The sequence below is a fragment of the Cellulomonas sp. P2_F12 genome, from assembly GCF_056403775.1.
Map to the genome: position 1 here is coordinate 148588 of NZ_JBFUEV010000005.1, position 17561 is coordinate 166148.

General features: G+C 71.4%; 13 protein-coding genes. 1 reads left to right on the forward strand and 12 read right to left on the reverse strand.

Going from position 1 to position 17561, the window contains the following annotated elements; all coding sequences use genetic code 11:
• Positions 1-16 precede the first annotated feature (16 nt).
• The 8 genes from chvE to AC1DWH_RS13345 form a co-directional block, all read right to left on the reverse strand.
• Positions 17-1162: a multiple monosaccharide ABC transporter substrate-binding protein gene (gene chvE, locus AC1DWH_RS13310; protein ID WP_456845499.1), complete on the reverse strand. Its 1146-nt coding sequence runs from the start codon at positions 1160-1162 to the stop codon at positions 17-19.
• Between the two features lie 366 nt (positions 1163-1528).
• On the reverse strand, positions 1529-7363 hold the full coding sequence (pulA, locus tag AC1DWH_RS13315) for a pullulanase-type alpha-1,6-glucosidase (protein WP_477094075.1): 5835 nt from the start codon (positions 7361-7363) through the stop codon (positions 1529-1531).
• A gap of 139 nt (positions 7364-7502) precedes the next feature.
• Positions 7503-8228, reverse strand: a complete 726-nt coding sequence (biuH, locus tag AC1DWH_RS13320) for a biuret amidohydrolase (RefSeq protein WP_477094076.1) — start codon at positions 8226-8228, stop codon at positions 7503-7505.
• Entirely contained in the window at positions 8228-8791 is a 564-nt protein-coding gene (locus tag AC1DWH_RS13325; RefSeq protein ID WP_477094077.1) for a cysteine hydrolase family protein, read from the reverse strand. Before AC1DWH_RS13325 ends, biuH begins: the two co-directional genes overlap by 1 nt.
• A 56-nt stretch (positions 8792-8847) precedes the next feature.
• On the reverse strand, positions 8848-9999 hold the full coding sequence (locus AC1DWH_RS13330; protein ID WP_456846590.1) for a BMP family ABC transporter substrate-binding protein: 1152 nt from the start codon (positions 9997-9999) through the stop codon (positions 8848-8850).
• A gap of 37 nt (positions 10000-10036) precedes the next feature.
• Positions 10037-10948: an ABC transporter permease gene (locus AC1DWH_RS13335; protein ID WP_477094078.1), complete on the reverse strand. Its 912-nt coding sequence runs from the start codon at positions 10946-10948 to the stop codon at positions 10037-10039.
• Positions 10945-12048, reverse strand: a complete 1104-nt coding sequence (locus AC1DWH_RS13340) for an ABC transporter permease (protein WP_477094079.1) — start codon at positions 12046-12048, stop codon at positions 10945-10947. The genes AC1DWH_RS13335 and AC1DWH_RS13340 overlap by 4 nt, the downstream gene beginning before the upstream one ends.
• Complete coding sequence (locus AC1DWH_RS13345) at positions 12045-13592, reverse strand: ABC transporter ATP-binding protein (RefSeq protein WP_477094080.1); 1548 nt, start codon at positions 13590-13592, stop codon at positions 12045-12047. The genes AC1DWH_RS13340 and AC1DWH_RS13345 overlap by 4 nt, the downstream gene beginning before the upstream one ends.
• Positions 13593-13755: 163 nt before the next feature.
• Here AC1DWH_RS13345 and AC1DWH_RS13350 point away from each other — a divergent pair, with 163 nt between their 5' ends.
• Positions 13756-14376: an alpha/beta fold hydrolase gene (locus AC1DWH_RS13350; RefSeq protein ID WP_477094081.1), complete on the forward strand. Its 621-nt coding sequence runs from the start codon at positions 13756-13758 to the stop codon at positions 14374-14376.
• On the opposite strand, the gene AC1DWH_RS13355 is transcribed toward AC1DWH_RS13350, so the two are convergent.
• The 4 genes from AC1DWH_RS13355 to AC1DWH_RS13370 form a co-directional block, all read right to left on the reverse strand.
• Entirely contained in the window at positions 14373-14639 is a 267-nt protein-coding gene (locus tag AC1DWH_RS13355; protein WP_477094082.1) for a DUF167 domain-containing protein, read from the reverse strand. The genes AC1DWH_RS13350 and AC1DWH_RS13355 overlap by 4 nt on opposite strands.
• A gap of 1 nt (position 14640) precedes the next feature.
• The gene (locus AC1DWH_RS13360) at positions 14641-15027 is read right to left on the reverse strand and encodes a hypothetical protein (RefSeq protein WP_456847502.1); all 387 of its coding nucleotides are present in this window, start codon (positions 15025-15027) and stop codon (positions 14641-14643) included.
• Positions 15028-15029: 2 nt separating this feature from the next.
• Positions 15030-16019: a malate dehydrogenase gene (locus tag AC1DWH_RS13365; RefSeq protein ID WP_477094083.1), complete on the reverse strand. Its 990-nt coding sequence runs from the start codon at positions 16017-16019 to the stop codon at positions 15030-15032.
• A 116-nt stretch (positions 16020-16135) separates the two neighbouring features.
• Entirely contained in the window at positions 16136-17353 is a 1218-nt protein-coding gene (locus tag AC1DWH_RS13370; RefSeq protein WP_456847500.1) for an NADP-dependent isocitrate dehydrogenase, read from the reverse strand.
• Positions 17354-17561 lie beyond the last annotated feature (208 nt).

Sequence of the window (17561 nt, forward strand, 5' to 3'; positions counted from 1 at the left end):
GGTCAGGTCGAACGGGTCAGGCCTGGCCGCTGGCGACCTGGTCGGCCGTCCAGTAGCCCGAGTCGATCAGCAGGCTCTGGATGCCGTCCTTGACGACGACGTCCGAGTCGAGCAGGAAGGACGGGACCACCTTGACGCCGTTGTCGTACGTCTTGGTGTCGTTCGCCTCGGGCTCGTTGCCCGCGAGGAAGGCCTGCGCGGAGACGATGGCCTGGTCGGCGAGCTTGCGCGTGTCCTTGAAGATCGTCGAGTACTGCACGTCGTCGTTGATCAGCTTGACCGACGCGATCTCGGCGTCCTGGCCGGTGACGATCGGCATGCCGCCGGAGATCGCCGGGCCGTAGCCGGCGTTCTGCAGCGCCGTGATGATGCCGCGCGACAGACCGTCGTACGGGGACAGCACGCCCTGGACCTTGGAGCCGTCCGAGTAGGTCGACGTGAGGAGGTCCTCCATGCGCTTCTGCGCCGTCTCCTGCAGCCAGCGCAGCGTGGCGACCTGCTCGATGTCGGTCTGGCCCGACTTCACGACGAGCGTGCCGTTGTCGATGTACTCCTGCAGCGTGTCCATCGCACCCTGGTAGAAGAAGTGCGCGTTGTTGTCGTCCAGCGAGCCCGCGAACAGCTCGATGTTGAACGGACCCGCCGCGTCACCCTTCGAGCCGTCGTCCTTGAGGATGCCCAGGCCGGTCAGCAGCGAGGTCGCCTGCTGCACGCCGACCTTGTAGTTGTCGAACGTCACGTAGAAGTCGACGTTCTCGCTGTCGCGGATCAGGCGGTCGTACGCGATGACCGGGATGTTCGCGTCGGCGGCGGCCTGGAGCTGCGTGGCCAGGGCGGTGCCGTCGATCGAGGCGAGGATCAGCAGGTCCGCGCCCTTGGTGATCATCTGGTCGATCTGCTGCTGCTGCGTGGGGATGTCGTCCCCGGCGTACTGCAGGTCGACCTTGTAGCCGGCCTTCTCGAGGCCCTCCTTGACGGCCTTGCCGTCGGCGATCCACCGCTCCGAGGTCTGCGTCGGCATCGCGACGCCGACCGTGAGGTCGCTCGCGTCCTTGGTCGCACCGCTGGTCGCCGCGTCGTCGCCGCCGGCGCCGCTGCCCGAACATGCGGCCAGGCCGAGTGCGAAGACCGCACCCACTGCCGCGATAGTGATCCGTCGCATTGCTGTGCTCCTTCTCGTCGTTGAGGGCCCGGTGACTCGGGCCTGGGAGTGCTCGGGTTCGTCGAACAGGCAGCATCTGCGCTCCCGGTCCGGTGTCCCGGCTGCGACCGTCGGTAGTGCTCCGTCGGGTGCAGCGGCCCCAACCTTGTTACATTCGTTTCTCGAAGTCAATCGACCTCTGAGCGTGTGAACATCACGAAGTCATTACGAAGTGAACGCTAACAGGTCACCTTCAGGACGTATCCCCGCGCTCTTGGCTTCGCGCCACGAAGACAGTGGTCCACGTCACGAGACGCCGAAGGGCCCCGCGACCGAGGTCGCGAGGCCCTTCGCCCTCACCGGTTGCCGCTGCGGCGGCTCGTCGGCTCACGCCACGTGCGAGGCCCACCACCCGCGGAACGAGTGCCACCAGCCGCCACCGTGGTGGCCGCTCGCGTGGTTCTCCACCAGCACCGCGACGGTGCGGGGCGGGACGGTCACGGTGCCGCCGGCCTTGTCCCAGCTGGTGCCCTTGACCACCGGGTCGCTGCCCTTGGCCTGGACCGGCGACAGGGTCAGCTTGTGGCCGCTCAGCGAGGACACGGTCTGGGTGGTCGCCTCGTCGGACGCGTTGACCACCACCAGCACCCCGTCGAGCTTCTTGTCCACGTCCTTGGCCCACGTCCTCGTCGTCGCGTCCCAGCCGGGCGCGTCGTCGATGGTCATGACGACCACCCCGGGGTCGGCGTCCGGACCGGAGCCCGGGAAGCCGACCTTCTGCTCGATCAGCTGGGCGGACCCGAGCCGGAACAGCGGCGTCGAGAAGCGCAGCCGCAGCAGGTCGTCGGCGGCCTTGGACGCGGTCGCGATGTCGGCCGGCGTCGGCTTGAGGGCCGGGTCGGCCAGCAGCGGCTGCTGGTAGGGCCACTTGTCCACGTTGTCGGCCTTCGGCGGCAGACCGCGGCCGAAGCCGTTGTCCTGGCCGGACAGGTCGAGGCTGTTGAACCAGTCGCCCGAGTTGAAGCTGTTGCGGTCGAGCGACTTGCTGCGCAGCAGGTCGGCGCCCGCGTGCCAGAACGACGGGGTCTGGGCCAGGGCCGTCGTCGCCAGCGAGACCGTGTTCATGCGCACCCGGTCCGCCATCGGGGTGTCCGTCGGCAGCTTGTAGGTGAGCGAGTCCCACAGGGTCTCGTTGTCGTGCGCGTCGACGTAGGTGATGACCTCCTCCGGGGAGTCGGCGTACCCGGCCGGCTGGCCGTTGTAGTCGATCTCCGACCCCTTCTGGACCGTCCCCGCGCTCGTCTCGAACGCGAAGTCCCGCAGGTTGCCGGCCATGCCGAGCCGGACCAGGTCGCCGTCGTGCGCCGCCCGGGCCAGCTGTTGGGCCTCCGTGCCGTTGATCGGGTCCCCGTTCGGGTCGGTGCCGCCGCCGGAGCCGAAGCCCTGGATGTGCGGGTTGGCGTCGAACGGACCTCCGCCGCGGACGGCGTCGCGCAGCCGGTCGGAGAAGGTGCCGATGCCCGTGCCACCCAGCTGGCCCTGCGTGGCCTGCGTGAACAGCGCGTTGTCCATCACCTCGCCGAAGTTCCAGCCCTCGCCGTAGAGGTAGACCTTCGACCCGTCGACCCCGTCCTTCTTGGGGGTCAGCGCGTCCAGCCCCGCGCGCACGGCCTTCATGGTGTCCACCGAGTGGTGGCCCATGAGGTCGAACCGGAAGCCGTCGACCTTGTAGTCGCGGGCCCACGTCACCACCGAGTCGACCATGGCCTTCTGCGCCATGAGGTGCTCGGTCGCCACGTTCTGGCAGCAGGTCGAGTTCTCGACCGTGCCCGTGGCGGTCAACCGCTGGTAGTAGCCGGGCACGACGCGGTCGAGGATCGACTGCGGCGACTGCCCGCTCGCGGTGGTGTGGTTGAACACCTGGTCGAGGACCACCTGCAGGCCGTCGGAGTGCAGGGCACCGACCATCGTCCGGAACTCGGCCACGCGCGCCCCGCCCTCGGGGTTCACCGCGTACGAGCCCTCGGGCGCCGACCAGTGGAGCGGGTCGTACCCCCAGTTGAAGCCGTCCGCGTCGGCCACGGCCGTCACGCAGGCCTGCTGCTGCTCGGAGTCCGGGGCGTACGACGCGAGGTCGCAGTCCGGCGTCTTCTGCAGGGCGCGGTCCTCCTGGATCGACGCGATGTCGAAGGTCGGGAGCAGGTGGATCGTGGTCAGCCCCGCCTTCTGCAGCTCACGCAGGTGCGTGCGCCCGGCGCCGTTCGTCGCGAACGCGAGGTAGGTGCCCCGCTTCGCGGCGGGGACCGTCGTGTCGTTGATCGAGAAGTCCCGCACGTGCAGCTCGTAGATCGTCTGGTCCACGGGCCGCACCACCGGCTGCTTCGTCTTCTCCCACTGCGACGGCCGGAAGGCCTTGTCGGCGAGGTCGACCAGGACCGAGCGGGTCGAGTTGGTGGTCAGCGCGACCGAGTAGGGGTCGGTGACCTGGTTGACCTCGACCTTGTCGGTGGTCGGCGCGTAGACCGTGACCTCCCAGAGGTACTGCGCACCGGCCCACGACTTCGCGCCGGCGACCGTCCACGAGCCGTCGGTCTGGCGCGTGGCCGTGACCCGCTGCGGGTCCGCGGTGGCCGAGCCGGTCCAGAGCAGCAGGTCGACCTTCTGCGCCGTCGGCGCCCACACCGCGAGCGACGGGACGCCGCTCTTGCTCCAGGTGGCACCCAGCGCGCGCTTGCCCGCCTTCGCCGCGTACAGGTCGTCCAGCACGCCCGGGATCTGCACCCCTGTCGCGGCCTGGTACGTGCCGTCGGCTGCCTGCTGGGTGACCAGCAGCGCGCCACGGAGGAGGTCCGCAGCCTGGGCGTCGTCCCCGACGTGCAGCGCCAGGTACCCCGTCGCGAGCGCGGGGAACCGGGCCAGCTGGGCCGCGGTGAGGCCGGTCGGGTCGTACGTCAGCGGCACGGGGACGCCGTCGTCGCCGACGAGCGCGCCGTCCTGCACCGACATCCCGCCGACGGCGGAGCTGTGCAGCGCGAACGTCGAGGTGGCCGGGTCAGCAGCCCAGTCGGACGGCCACGCGATGGTGCCACGGTCGATCCACAGCGCCTGCTGCAGGCCCGCACCCGGCAACGGCGGGTCCGTCACCTGGATGGTGAGGACGTGCGTCGCCAGGACGTACGAGAAGGTCACGGGCTTGCCGCCGGGCGCGGTGAACGGGATGTTCGCGCCGCCCGCGACGCCGCCGGCGCCGTAGTTCTCGTCCCATCCGAGGTTGTGCGCGACCTTGACCTCGTAGCTGCCGGCAGGCACCTCCGCGGTGAACGTGTACGTCCCGTCGCCGTCCAGGTCCTGGAGCCAGGTCTTCATGCAGTCCGGCTGCCAGTCGCCGGGGCAGCCCAGCTCGCTGTTGACGGAGCCCGGGACCGTGAGGATCGGGCCCTGCGCGGTCGACGAGAAGTAGTGCGTCACCGGGTCGTAGTAGAACGTCACCGGGCCGGCGGTCGTCACCGAGAACAGGACGTTCGCGCCGTTGTTCACGCCGCCCTTGCCGTAGTTCTCGTCCCAGCTGCCGTTGATCGCGACCTTGTACTCGTAGTTGCCGACCGGCAGCGTGAACGTGCCGGACCAGATGCCGTCCGGGCGCGCGGTCAGCTGGATCGCGTCGCAGGCCGGCTGCCAGTCGCCCGCGCAGCCCAGCTCGCTGTTGTGGCTGCCGGGCACGGAGACCGACGTCGGCGGCACCGGGCCCGTGTCCGGCACCACGCCGTCGATCGCGCCGCCGACGCCGGCGAAGGTCGACGCGGCCGACCTGTGACCCGCGGCGTCCACCGTCACGGCGCGGTACTCCACGATCGCGCCGTCGGGCAGGCCCGTGACCTGGTGGTACACGCGGGGCGACGTCGTCTCCGACGTGCCGAGAGGCGTCCAGGTCGTGTCGCCGAGCACCCGGTAGGCGAACGACGTCTGGCTCCAGACGTCGTCGGCCACGTCGGCGCTCACGGGCACCAGCCCGGAGAGGCCGGCGCCCGCGGACGGCACCGTGACGCTGATGCTGCCGGCGGTCGCGGGGGCGCCGACCGTGGTCCCGGCCTTGAGCACGATCGCGCTCAGGGCGGGGACCGTCACCGAGACCTTCCCGTCCGCGGCCGCGGTCACGCCGGTCGCCGTCCCGTACAGCGGGGCGAACGTGGCCCCGGGGGTGAGGGTGTCGATGGTGACCGTGGCCGGGGTGGCGCCGTTGTTCGTCGCGACGAGGTGCTCGATCTTCTCGGTCGCGTCGACCCGGGAGAACGCGTAGACCGCGCCGCTGGCGTACCGCTCGATCTGCGCGCCGTCCTGCAGCGCGCGCGAGCTGCTGCGCAGAGCCGCGAGCTCCGCGATGTGCTGGTACAGCGCGGAGCCGGTGTCGTACCGGTCGACCGAGCCGGCGAGCGTGCCGTCGAGCAGGTTCTGGTTGGCGTACTCCGGCACCTGCGTGGCGAACATCGACTGCCGCGCGTCCTTGTCCGTGCCGTCCCCGGCGCCGACGAAGCCCTGCTCGTCGCCGTAGTAGACGACCGGCTGGCCGCGCGTGAGGTACATCAGCGAGTGCGCCAGCTCCGAGCGCTGCTCCGGGCTGGCGGCGTTGCCGACGAAGTGCCCGATGCGCCCCATGTCGTGGTTGCCGAGGAACGTGGGCAGAGCCTGGGCGTTGGTCGTCGGCGTCGTATACATGTCGTCGCCCGCGTACAGCGACCTCAGGGCGGACGCCGAGGACGAGCCGTTGGAGTAGCCGCTGGCCGCCGCCTGGAACGTGAAGTCGAGGACCGCGTTCATGTCGCTGTCCCGCAGGTACGGGGAGAGCTTGGCCGGGTCGGCGTCGTACACCTCACCGAACATGAAGAAGTCCGGGTTGCCGACGGAGGACGCGTGCGCCCGGACCGCCGTCGTGAACTTCTGCCAGAACTCGAAGTTGACGTGCTTGGCGGTGTCGATGCGGAAGCCGTCGACGCCCAGGTCGACCCACTGGTCGTAGACGTCCACGAACCCGTTCACCACGGTCGGGTTCTCGGTCATCAGGTCGTCCAGGCCGGAGAAGTCGCCGTACGTCGTCGACTCCCCGGAGTACGTCGAGTCGCCGCGGTTGTGGTACAGCGTCGGGTCGTTCAGCCAGGCCGGGACCTTGACGTTCGCGTCCGCGGGGGCGATCACCGGCGTGTACGGGAAGCTGGTCGCCGGGTCCATCGTCGGGAAGCTGTCGGTGCCCGCGTAGGTGTGCGGGTCGAAGACCGTGCCGCTGGCGTCCTTGTACGGCTTGGTCGCCTGGTCGATGTACGTGTACTCGTTCTGGGCGTACGAGATCACGTCGGCGGTGTGGTTCGCGATGATGTCGAAGTAGACCTTGATGCCGCGCGCGTGGGCGTCGGCGATCAGCGTCTGCAGCTCGGCGTTGGTGCCCAGGTGCGGGTCGATCTGCGTGAAGTCCGTGATCCAGTACCCGTGGTACCCGGCGGAGGCGTTGGCGCCGGTGCCCTGCACGGGCTTGTTCTTGAACGAGGGGGTCAGCCAGATCGCCGTGGTGCCGAGGCCCTGGATGTAGTCGAGCTTGCTCTGCAGCCCGGCCAGGTCGCCGCCCTCGTAGAAGCCCTTGTCCGTGGGGTCGAAGCCCGTGGTCAGGCGGTCGCCCGTGAGGCCGCCGGTGTCGTTCGACGTGTCCCCGTCGGCGAACCGGTCCGTCATGACGAAGTAGAACTGCTGGTCGGCGCCGGGGTCGCGCACGGGGGCCGCGACGAGGGCGTCGTCCGCCGGCGTGTAGCCCGCGCCCAGGTCCAGTGGGGTGACCGCGATCCGGTGCGTGGTGTCGTCGTACGTGAACCGCAGGCTCGAGGGTCCGTCGACGACCAGGGGGATGTTGTCGGCGCCGCCGTTCTTGCCGTACGCCTCGTCCCACGAGTCGTTGATCGCGACCTTGTAGCCGTAGGTGCCGGCGGGGACCGTGAAGTCCGCGGAGTACACCCCCGCCGTCGACGTCGGGGCGAGCTCGGACTGCGTGCAGTCGGGCTGCCAGTCGCTCGCGCACCCGAGCTCGGTCTGCAGGTCCCCCACCAGGGCGACCGTGCGGTCGGCGGCCTGCGCGGGGGTGGGAGCGACGGCGGCGGCGAGCCCGATCCCCGCGACCGCGAGGGCGGTCAGCGCGGCCAGGACGCGAGAGGGATGGCGGACGGGGGCGTCGGCGGGCGACATGGCGACTCCTTCGTCTCCCCGCACGTCGATGTGTGGGGCAGGTGTCGCCGACCGTATCCGCTTGCAGCAACTTGCAGCAAGAGAATCGGGAGAATCTTGCAGGGATCGGAGAGAACGGGCGGGCGCCGCCCGCTCGCGATCAGGCCGGGAGCGGGTTCGCCAGCGAGGCCAGCAGGGCCGCCGAGTCCGCGACGGCGCCGAACACACCGCCCTGCATCGTCACCATCTTCAGCGCCGCGAGGTAGTTGCCGTAGTCGGTCGCGCCCGTGCAGTCGGACAGCAGCAGGCACTCGTAGCCCCGGTCGTTGGCGTCGCGCATGGTGGTGTGCACGCAGACGTCGGTCGTGATGCCGGTGAGGATGATGTGCGTGATACCCCGGCTGCGCAGGATCAGGTCGAGGTCGGTGGCGTAGAACGAGCCCTTGCCCGGCTTGTCGATGACGAGCTCCCCCGGCCACGGCGCGACCTCGGGCACGATCTCCCAGCCCGGCTCCCCCCGGGTGAGGATCCGGCCGCACGGCCCGACGTCCCCGATTCCGGCGTCGATCCGCCGCGAGCGCCACAGCTTGTTGGCCGGCAGGTCCGAGAGGTCCGGGCGGTGGCCCTCGCGGGTGTGCAGGATGTGGAACCCCAGCTCGCGCGCCACCGCCAGCATCGCCGCGGTCGGCGCCAGGCCGGCGCGGGTCAGCTCGAGGTCGTAGCCCATCGCGTCGACGTAGCCGCCCGGACCGCAGAAGTCCCGCTGCCAGTCGATGTTGAGGATCGCGGTGGTCGCGGCGGAGAACGTGCCGTCGTACGGCCACGCGTACGGGTCGGCCTCGACCGGGCCGAAGGTGGCGGTCGCGGTGGTCAGCTGGTCGGTCATCACAGGTCTCCTGAGGTCAGCGCGAGGACGGGTGTGGCGAGGGCGTCGATGACGGAGGCAACGGTGCCCACCGCGCCGAAGATGCCGCCCGACATCTCGATGCTGGACACCGAGGCGGCCACGAGGTCGGGATCGATCGGCACGCAGGCGTCGAGCACGAGGAGGCACTCGTACCCGCGGTCGTTCGCGTCGCGCATCGTCGAGTGCACGCAGGTCTCCAGCCCCACGCCGGCGAACAGCAGGCGCCGGACCCGGCCGGTCCGCAGCACGAGGTCGAGGTCGCTGGCGTAGAACCCGTCGACCCCACCCGCGGCGAGGTCGAGGTCGGCGACCCCCGTGGCCGCCTCCCCCGGGATGCCGGGCGGCCGGTCGGTGCCGGGCGCGGGCGCGGTGGTCCGCACGACGATGACGCGGCCCCCGACGCCGCGGACCGCCTCGGCCAGGGGGTCGATCGCGGCGGGCGGGTCGACGCCGACGGGCAGGACGACGAGCAGGGCCGTGCCCGGGCCGCCGAGGTCGCCGTCGAACGGCCAGGGGTACGGCGTGGTGCCGGTGACGTGCATGGGGGTCTCCCAGGGTGGTGGCCGGGGCCGGCCGCGAGGACCGGCCCCGGCGACGGTCAGGAGAGGGTGCCGGTGACGCCCTGGACGAAGTAGTCCATCTGCTCGATGGTCTCGATCGGCGGGGTCACCCCGGCCTCGACCTTGACGGTGCCGTCCTGCGCTGTGATCGGGCCGGTGAACGGGCTCCACCCGCCCTCGATCTTGGTGGTCGCGGCCGCGATCAGCGCCTTCGTGTCGTCCGTGACGCTCGGCCCGAACGGGGAGGCCACGAACGGGTTGGCGCCGCCGGCCATGTTGGCCCGGTAGTTGGCGTTGTACTCGCTGCCGGTGAAGTCACCGTCGATCGCGGTCTGGACGATGTCCGAGTAGAGCGGTCCCCAGTTCCACTCGGAGCCCGTGAGCCAGCCCTTCGGCGCCAGCGACGAGGCGTCCGCGTGGTAGCCGACCGTGTACGCGCCGGCGGCCTCGGTCGCCTCGATGATCGTCTTGGTGCAGTCCTGGTGCTGGGTCACCACGTCGACGCCCGAGCTGAGCAGCGACGCCACGCGGTCGGCCTGCGTGGCCGGGTCGCACCAGCTGGTCGTCGAGACCGCGGTCACGTCCACGTCGGGACGCACCGACTGCGCGCCCAGCGTGAAGGCGTTGATGTTGGCCAGGGTCTGCGGGATCGGGATGGCGTAGACGTAGCCGAGCTTGCCGGTCTTCGTCGCCGCACCCGCCGCGATGCCCGCCAGGTACACCGGCTCGTAGACGCTGCCGAAGTACGAGCCCATGTTGGCCGGGACGGGGTCGATCAGGCCGCCCTGGTGGACGACGACGACGTCCGGGTGGGCCGCCGCGACCTCCTTGGCCGCGTCGAGGTGGCCGTAGCTGGTGGCGAAGAGGATGGTCGCCCCCTGCGCGACCATGCTCTCCATCGTCGTCGCGGCCGTGTCGTCCTCGGGGATGTTGTACGCGTCGAGGACCTTGATGTCCGGGAACTTCTCCCGCAGAGCCTCGACGCCCTGGTAGACGGCCTGGTTGTAGCCGAAGTCGTCCTTGGGCCCGACGGCGATGACGCCGACCGTCGTGGCACCCGCGCCGGGGGCCGAGTCGGATGCCGGCCCCGAGCCGGCGGAGGTGGGCGACGAGGCGGCGGGGCTGCACGCGGCGAGCACCGCCAGCACCGCCGCGACGAGCGCGACGCGAGCTGTTCGGGAGATGCGCATGGTGATCCTTCCGGAGGTCCTGCAGGGAGGGGGAGGGTCAGGTGGTGCGGCTGTTGTCGAACACCTTGAGCAGCTCGTCCGGGGCCGCGAGCATCGTGCGGCGGCCCAGGATGGCCAGGACGACGAGCGTGAGGACGAACGGGACCGCGTTCAGCGCGAACTGGTTCACGGCGATGCCGGAGGTCTGCAGCACCGAGGCCAGCGACAGCGCGGCGCCGAACAGGTAGGCGCCGGCCATGATGCGGATCGGGTTCCACATCGCGAAGATCACCAGCGCGACGGCGATGAACCCGCGGCCGGCGATCATGTTCTCGAACCAGCTGTTGGCGTAGGCGATCGAGATGTGCGCACCGCCGACGCCCGCGAGCGCCCCGCCGACGATCGTCGCGCCGTACCGGACGGCCTTGACGCTGTAGCCGTTCACCTCGAGAGCCTCCTTGCGCTCCCCGGCCGTCCGGACCAGCAGCCCGACCCGCGTGCGGAACAGGACCCACCAGATGACGGGCGCGGCGACGTACGCGAGGTACACCAGCGGGTCGTGGTCGAACAGGATCGGCCCGAGCCCCGGGATCTCGCTCAGGCCCGGCACGGGCACCGGCGTGAACGCGTTGATCTGGCGGCTGACGTAGCTGACGCCGAACAGCGACGTGATGCCGAGGGCGAGGAAGTAGAGCGTCAGCCCGCTGGCGAACTGGTTGGCGCCCCGGCTCACCACGAGGAGAGCGTGCACGAGGCTGAGCAGGGCGCCGGCCAGCGCGCCGCCGAGCACCCCGATCCACGGGCTCCCGGTCTGCGCGGTGACCGCGTACCCGCCCAGCGCACCCAGCAGCATCGCGCCCTCGGTCCCGAGGTTGATGACGCCGCCGCGCTCGGAGACGGTCTCCCCCAGGCCCGCGTACATGATGGACGTGCCGCCGCGGACCGCCCCCGCCAGGATGTCGATGATCACGACGTCACCTTCCGCGGGCCGGTCCAGCCGAGGACTGCCAGCAGCACCAGACCCATGAGGATGTTGACGGTCGCGGCCGGGAGGCCGGAACCGATCTGCAGGCTGTTGCCGGACACCGCGATGGCCGCCAGCACCAGCGACGCCAGGAGCAGCGGCAACGGCTTGTGCCGCGAGAGCCAGCTGGCCAGGAACGCGACGTACCCGATGGTCAGGCCGAACGTCGGGCGCAGCTTGTACTCCATCCCCGCGAACTGGATGTAGCCCGCCAGGCCGGCCAGGGCGCCGCCGATGAGCAGCGCCGTGAGCAGCAGCGTGACCACGGGCAGTCCCGCGCGGCGGGCGGCCTCGGAGTTGCCGCCGACGACCGCCAGCCGGAAGCCCCACGTCGTGCGGCTCAGCGCGAACCACACGCCGAGCGCCGCCATCACCGCCAGCGCGACCCCCACGTGGATCGCCGTGCCGGCGAACACCGGGAGCTTCATCGCGTCGTTCAGCTCGACGCTGGTGGACTGCCCCAGCGCCGCCGGGTCCTTCCACGGGCCGAGGATGAGGAAGAGCATCGAGTACAGCGCGACGTAGTTGAGCAGCAGCGTGGTGACCGCCTCGTTGACCTTGACGACGATCCGCATGGCGGCCGCGATTCCCGCCCACGCCGCCCCGGCGACCATCGCCGCGAGGATCATGAGCAGCATCACCAGCCACGGCGAGGCGATCGGCGTGAGCCACAGCGCGACGGCCGCCGACGCGATGCCGCCGATGATCAGCTGGCCCTCGCCGCCGACGTTCACGAGCCCGGCGCGGGCCGGCACGACGACCGCGAGCCCGGCCAGCGCGATGGGCGCCGCCCGCAGGATGATCTGCTGGAACTGGCCCGACTGGGTCAGGGTCGAGCTCCAGATGTCGGCGTAGACGGCGATCGGGTCCGCCCCGTTGGCCAGCACGAACGCCCCGAAGACGACCAGCCCGGCGATGAGCGCGCCCACCCAGCGCAGCAGCGTGTAGCCGCCGCTCTTGAGCCGCGCCTGCGGGTCGTTCACCTCCGCCGCGGCCGGTGGCGGCGCCGGGGCCGGCGGGGCCTCCTTCGTCACGTCCTGGCTCATGCGACGCCTCCGAGCATCAGTCGTCCGATGGACATCCGGTCCGCACCGGCGGTGTCGACGACGCCCACCAGGTGCCCGTCGTGCATGACGGCGATCCGGTCGGCCACGGAGATCAGCTCGTCGAGGTCCTCCGAGACCATGAGCACGGCGGCCCCGCGGGCCCGGTGCTCGAGCAGCAGCTCCTGCGTGCGCCGCGTGTTCGCCACGTCGAGCCCCCGGCTCGGGTAGGCGGCGACCACGAGCGACGCGTCCTGGCCGAGCTCGCGGGTGAGCAGGACGCGCTGGATGTTGCCGCCCGACAGCGCCGAGAGCGTCCGCTTGGTCGGGGCCATGTGCAGGCCGACGCGCTCGTCGAGCACCGCGGTCCGCGCCCCCACGGCCTGCCAGTCGATGCCGAACCCCTTGCGGGGCGCCCGGCGGCCGTCGAGCACCATGTGATCCAGCACGGTCAGCCCGGGGACCACCGAGTCCGCCACCGGGTCCTCCGGCACCGCGACCGCGCCGCCGTCGATCGCGGTCCGCGCGGTGAGCCCGTCCGCCGAGTCCCCCACCCGGACCGAGCCGTGGGTCACGGGCCGGAGCCCGAGGGCGACCTCGCACAGCTCCTTCTGACCGCTCCCCGCGACACCGGCCACGCCGACCAGCTCCCCCGGGTGCACCTCGAGGTCGACGCCCTTGAGCGCCACGTGCCCGCGGTCACCGAGCGCCGTGGCACCCTGCAGCTCCAGCACCGCCCGGCCCCGCTCGGGGACCGCGACGCGCTCGACGGCCAGCGGCGGCACGCGCCGGCCCACCATCGCCTCGACCAGCTCCGCGTCCGAGAAGTTCCCCGGGTCCTCCGCGTTGAGGATCACCTGCCCGCCGCGGAGCACCGTGACCTGGTCGGCGATCGCCCGGACCTCGCCCAGCTTGTGCGTCACCAGGACGACACCGAGACCCCGGTCCCGCAGCTGCGCGACCGTGCCGAACAGCGACTCGACCTCCTGCGGCGCCAGCACGCTGGTGGGCTCGTCCAGGATGACCAGGCGGGCACCCGTCATCAGCACCTTGAGGATCTCGGCCCGCTGCCGCTCGCCGATGGACAGGTGCCGGACCTTGACCGACGGGTCGACCGCCAGCCCGTAGGCCTCGGACGCCTCGGTGATGCGCGCCGACAGCTGAGGGAGCCGCAGCCTGGGGCCGTCCGGCAGCGCGAGCGCGATGTTCTCCGCGACGCTGAGCGCCGGGACGAGCCGCAGGTCCTGGAACACCATGCCGATGCCGAGCGCCCGCGCGTCCGCCGGGCTGCCCGGCGCGACCGGCGCCCCGTCGACGAACATGCGCCCCTCGTCGGGCGTGTAGACGCCGTAGATCATCTTGAGCAACGTGCTCTTGCCGGCACCGTTCTCGCCGATGAGGCCGTGCACGGTGCCCGGCAGGACCGTCAGGTCCACGTCCCAGTTGGCCTGCACCTCACCGAAGCGCTTGGACAGGCTGCGCACCTCGAGCAGGGCGGCGGGCTTGCCCACCCGGCTGCTGGCGCGGGCGACGGCGTCGGAGGTCATCGACGGCTCCGAGGCAGGCGGTCTCGCTCCGTATCCAGAGCGGTATCCGAGCGTGTATCCATGCTCGGAGACTAGGAGTGTGATGTTTCGGACACTGACGACACACGTAACGCTTACGTGTCTGACCTGCGGGAGCACTCCCCGGGCCGCCTACGCTCACGCCATGCCGACTTCCCGCGTGCTCCTGGTGCACGGAGCCGCGACGACGTCGCAGGTCTGGGCGCCGCTGGCCCGCCTCCTGCGCGCCGACGGGCTCGAGGTCGTCGCGCCCGACCGGCCGAGCAGCGGCGAGCTGGCGGTCGAGCTGGCCGCGCTCGACCCGGCCGGTTGCGTCGTCGTCGGCGTCAGCGGAGGCGCGACGCTCGGGCTCGCGCTGGCGTCCTCCCAGGTCCTGGCGGGTGCCGTCCTGCACGAGCCCGCCGTCGGGTCGCTCGTGCCCGGCCTGCTCGACCACGTGGTCGCCGGCTACGCCGCCGATGGCATCCCGGGCTTCGGCACGGCCCTGTACGGACCGTCGTGGCGGCCCACGATGGCTCCGGCCGACCCCGGCGCGGTCGCGCGGGACCTCGCGATGTTCCGGCGCTTCGAGCCGGCGCCGCTCCTGCCCGGGCAGGGGCGGGTCGTCGTCACCGTCGGAGAGCTGTCGCCGCCCGCACGGCACGAGGCCGCCCGGGCCCTGCACGACATGCTCGGCGTCGAGGTCCTCGTGCTGCCCGGCGTCGGCCACTTCGTCCAGCACGACGACCCCGCGGCCCTCGCCGCGGTCGTCCGGTCCCTGGTCTAGTCCCCGCGCAGCTCCGCGACCCGCACCCGCACCAGCGCCTCGTCCGCGTCGACGTCCACCAGCTTGTCGCGGCTCGTCGCGCCGGACACCAGGGTGACGTGGCGGGGTCGCACCCCGAGGGCGGCCGCGAGCGCGTCCAGCGCCGCCTCCGTGGCCGCCCCGTCGACCGCCCGCGCACTCACCGCCACCACGAGCCGGTCGGCGTGCACGCCACCGACGGCCGTGCGCGAGGCCCCGGGCCGGACCCGGATCGCGAGGCGCACCTCAACCCCGCCGTGTGCGCACGAACAAGGCCACCCCGACGACGACCAGCGCGAGCCCGACCAGCGCGAACGGCCACGGGCTCCACTGCGCGACGCACTCGGTCCCGCTCGCGGTCCTGGTGCAGTACTCCCCGGGCCCGTGCCGGTTCAGCCAGGCGATCGTCAGCGGCAGCGCCCCGAGGCCGGTGATCACGCCCAGCTGGGCGGGCCGCAGCCCCTGACGCGCGACGAGCACGCCGGCGACCGCCAGCAGCGCGAGCGCGACCACCAGCCCGGCCACCAGCACGGCGCCGAGGCCGAGGCCGATGCCCGCGCCGAGCAGCACCCAGCCCAGGAACGCGCCGAGGCCGGTGCCCGGGCGCCGGACCGTGACCTCCTCGGCCCACACCGTCAGACCAGGCCGAGCGCCCTCACGGCGTCGCGCTCCTCGACCAGCTCCGCGACGGACGCGTCGATGCGGCCGCGCGAGAACTCGTCGATCGACAGGTCCGGCACGATCTCCCACTCGCCGCCGGACGACGTCACCGGGAACGAGGAGATGAGGCCGGCGGGCACCCCGTACGAGCCGTCCGAGACGATGCCTGCCGACGTCCAGTCCCCGGCGGGCGTGCCGTGCACCCAGGAGTACACGTGGTCGATGGCCGCGTTGGCCGCCGAGGCCGCCGACGACGCGCCGCGGGCCTCGATGATGGCGGCGCCGCGCTTGGCCACGGTGGGGATGAACGTGTCGCGGACCCAGGCGTCGTCGCCGACGACGTCGAGCGCCGGGCGGCCGCCCACGGTCGCGTGCGACAGGTCCGGGTACTGCGTGGCGGAGTGGTTGCCCCAGATGGTCAGCCGCTCGATGTCCCCGACCTTCGCGCCGGTCTTCGTCGCCAGCTGCGAGACCGCCCGGTTGTGGTCCAGGCGGGTCATCGCCGTGAAGCGGTGCGCCGGCACGTCGGGGGCGTGCGACGAGGCGATGAACGCGTTCGTGTTGGCCGGGTTGCCCACGACGAGGACCCGGACGTCCTCGGCCGCGCCGGCGTTGATCGCCTGCCCCTGGGGCTTGAAGATGCCCCCGTTGGCCGAGAGCAGGTCGCCGCGCTCCATGCCGGCGGTGCGGGGCCGGGCGCCGACGAGCAGCGCCACGTTGACGCCGTCGAAGGCCGCCGTCGCGTCGTCGTAGATCTCGACGCTGTCCAGCGTGGTGAACGCGCAGTCATCCAGCTCCATCGCCGTGCCCTCGGCGGCCTTCACGGCCTGCGGGATCTCGAGGAGCCGCAGGCGGACGGGGGTGTCGGCGCCGAGCAGCTGCCCGGAGGCGATCCGGAAGAGCAGCGCGTAGCCGATCTGCCCGGCGGCTCCGGTGACGGTGACGGTGACGGGCGAGCTGGCCACGGAACGGGCTCCTTCGGTCGACGACGACGGCGCCCTCACGCTACCCCGCAGACGACCGACGGCGCCCACCCTCAGAAGAGGACGGGCGCCGTCGCCTCTACTGACGAGGCGGGTGCTCAGGCGAGCTTGGCCGCCAGGTTGGCGTCGAGGGTCGCCAGGAACTCCTCGGTGGTCTGCCACGCCTGGTCCGGGCCGACCAGCGACGCGAGGTCCTTGGTCATGGCGCCGCTCTCGACGGTCTCGACGACGACCTGCTCGAGGGTCTCGGCGAACTGCGTGACCTCGGGCGTGCTGTCCAGCTTGCCGCGGTGCTTGAGGCCACCGGTCCAGGCGAAGATCGACGCGATCGGGTTGGTCGACGTCGGCTTGCCGGCCTGGTGCTGGCGGTAGTGGCGCGTGACCGTGCCGTGCGCCGCCTCGGCCTCGACGGTCTTGCCGTCGGGGGTCATGAGCACCGACGTCATCAGGCCGAGCGAGCCGAAGCCCTGGGCCACGGTGTCGGACTGCACGTCGCCGTCGTAGTTCTTGCACGCCCAGACGTAGCCGCCCTCCCACTTCATGGCCGCCGCGACCATGTCGTCGATGAGGCGGTGCTCGTAGGTGAGGCCGGCCTCGGCGAACTGCGCGGCGTACTCGGCGTCGAACACCTCCTGGAAGATGTCCTTGAACGAGCCGTCGTAGGCCTTGAGGATCGTGTTCTTGGTCGACAGGTAGACCGGGTAGCCGCGCTGCAGGCCGTACGCGAACGAGGCGCGGGCGAAGTCGCGGATCGAGTCGTTGAAGTTGTACATGCCCATGGCGACGCCGCCGCCGTCGGGGTACGTGACGACCTGCTGCGTGATCGGCTCGGAGCCGTCCGCGGGCGTGTAGGTCATGGTCAGCGTGCCGGCGCCGGGGACCTTGAAGTTGGTCGCGCGGTACTGGTCGCCGAACGCGTGACGGCCGATGATGATCGGCTTGTTCCAGCCCGGCACCAGGCGCGGGATGTTGGAGATGATGATCGGCTCGCGGAAGACGACGCCGCCGAGGATGTTGCGGATGGTGCCGTTGGGCGACACCCACATCTTCTTCAGGCCGAACTCCTCGACGCGGGCCTCGTCGGGCGTGATCGTCGCGCACTTGACGCCGACGCCGTGCTCCTTGATGGCGTGGGCGGCGTCGATGGTCACCTGGTCGTCGGTGGCGTCCCGGTTCTGGATCGACAGGTCGTAGTAGCGCAGGTCGATGTCGAGGTAGGGGTGGATCAGCCGGTCCTTGATGAACTGCCAGATGATGCGCGTCATCTCGTCGCCGTCGAGCTCGACGACCGGGCCGACAACCTTGATCTTCGCCATGCGGGTATCTCCTGTGATGGGGACGGGTGGGGGCACGGCACGGGTCTTGCGGGTGTGCCGGCGCGGGTCCGCGGACAAGATTACTCGACGTCGAGAGATCTGTGCTGGTCGGCCACAGGCCGGGTGTGCACCGTGACCGATGGCACCGCTACTGGCATGCTGGCACCACCAGGGGCATGGCGCCGATCGTCGCGTCGCCACGACCGCA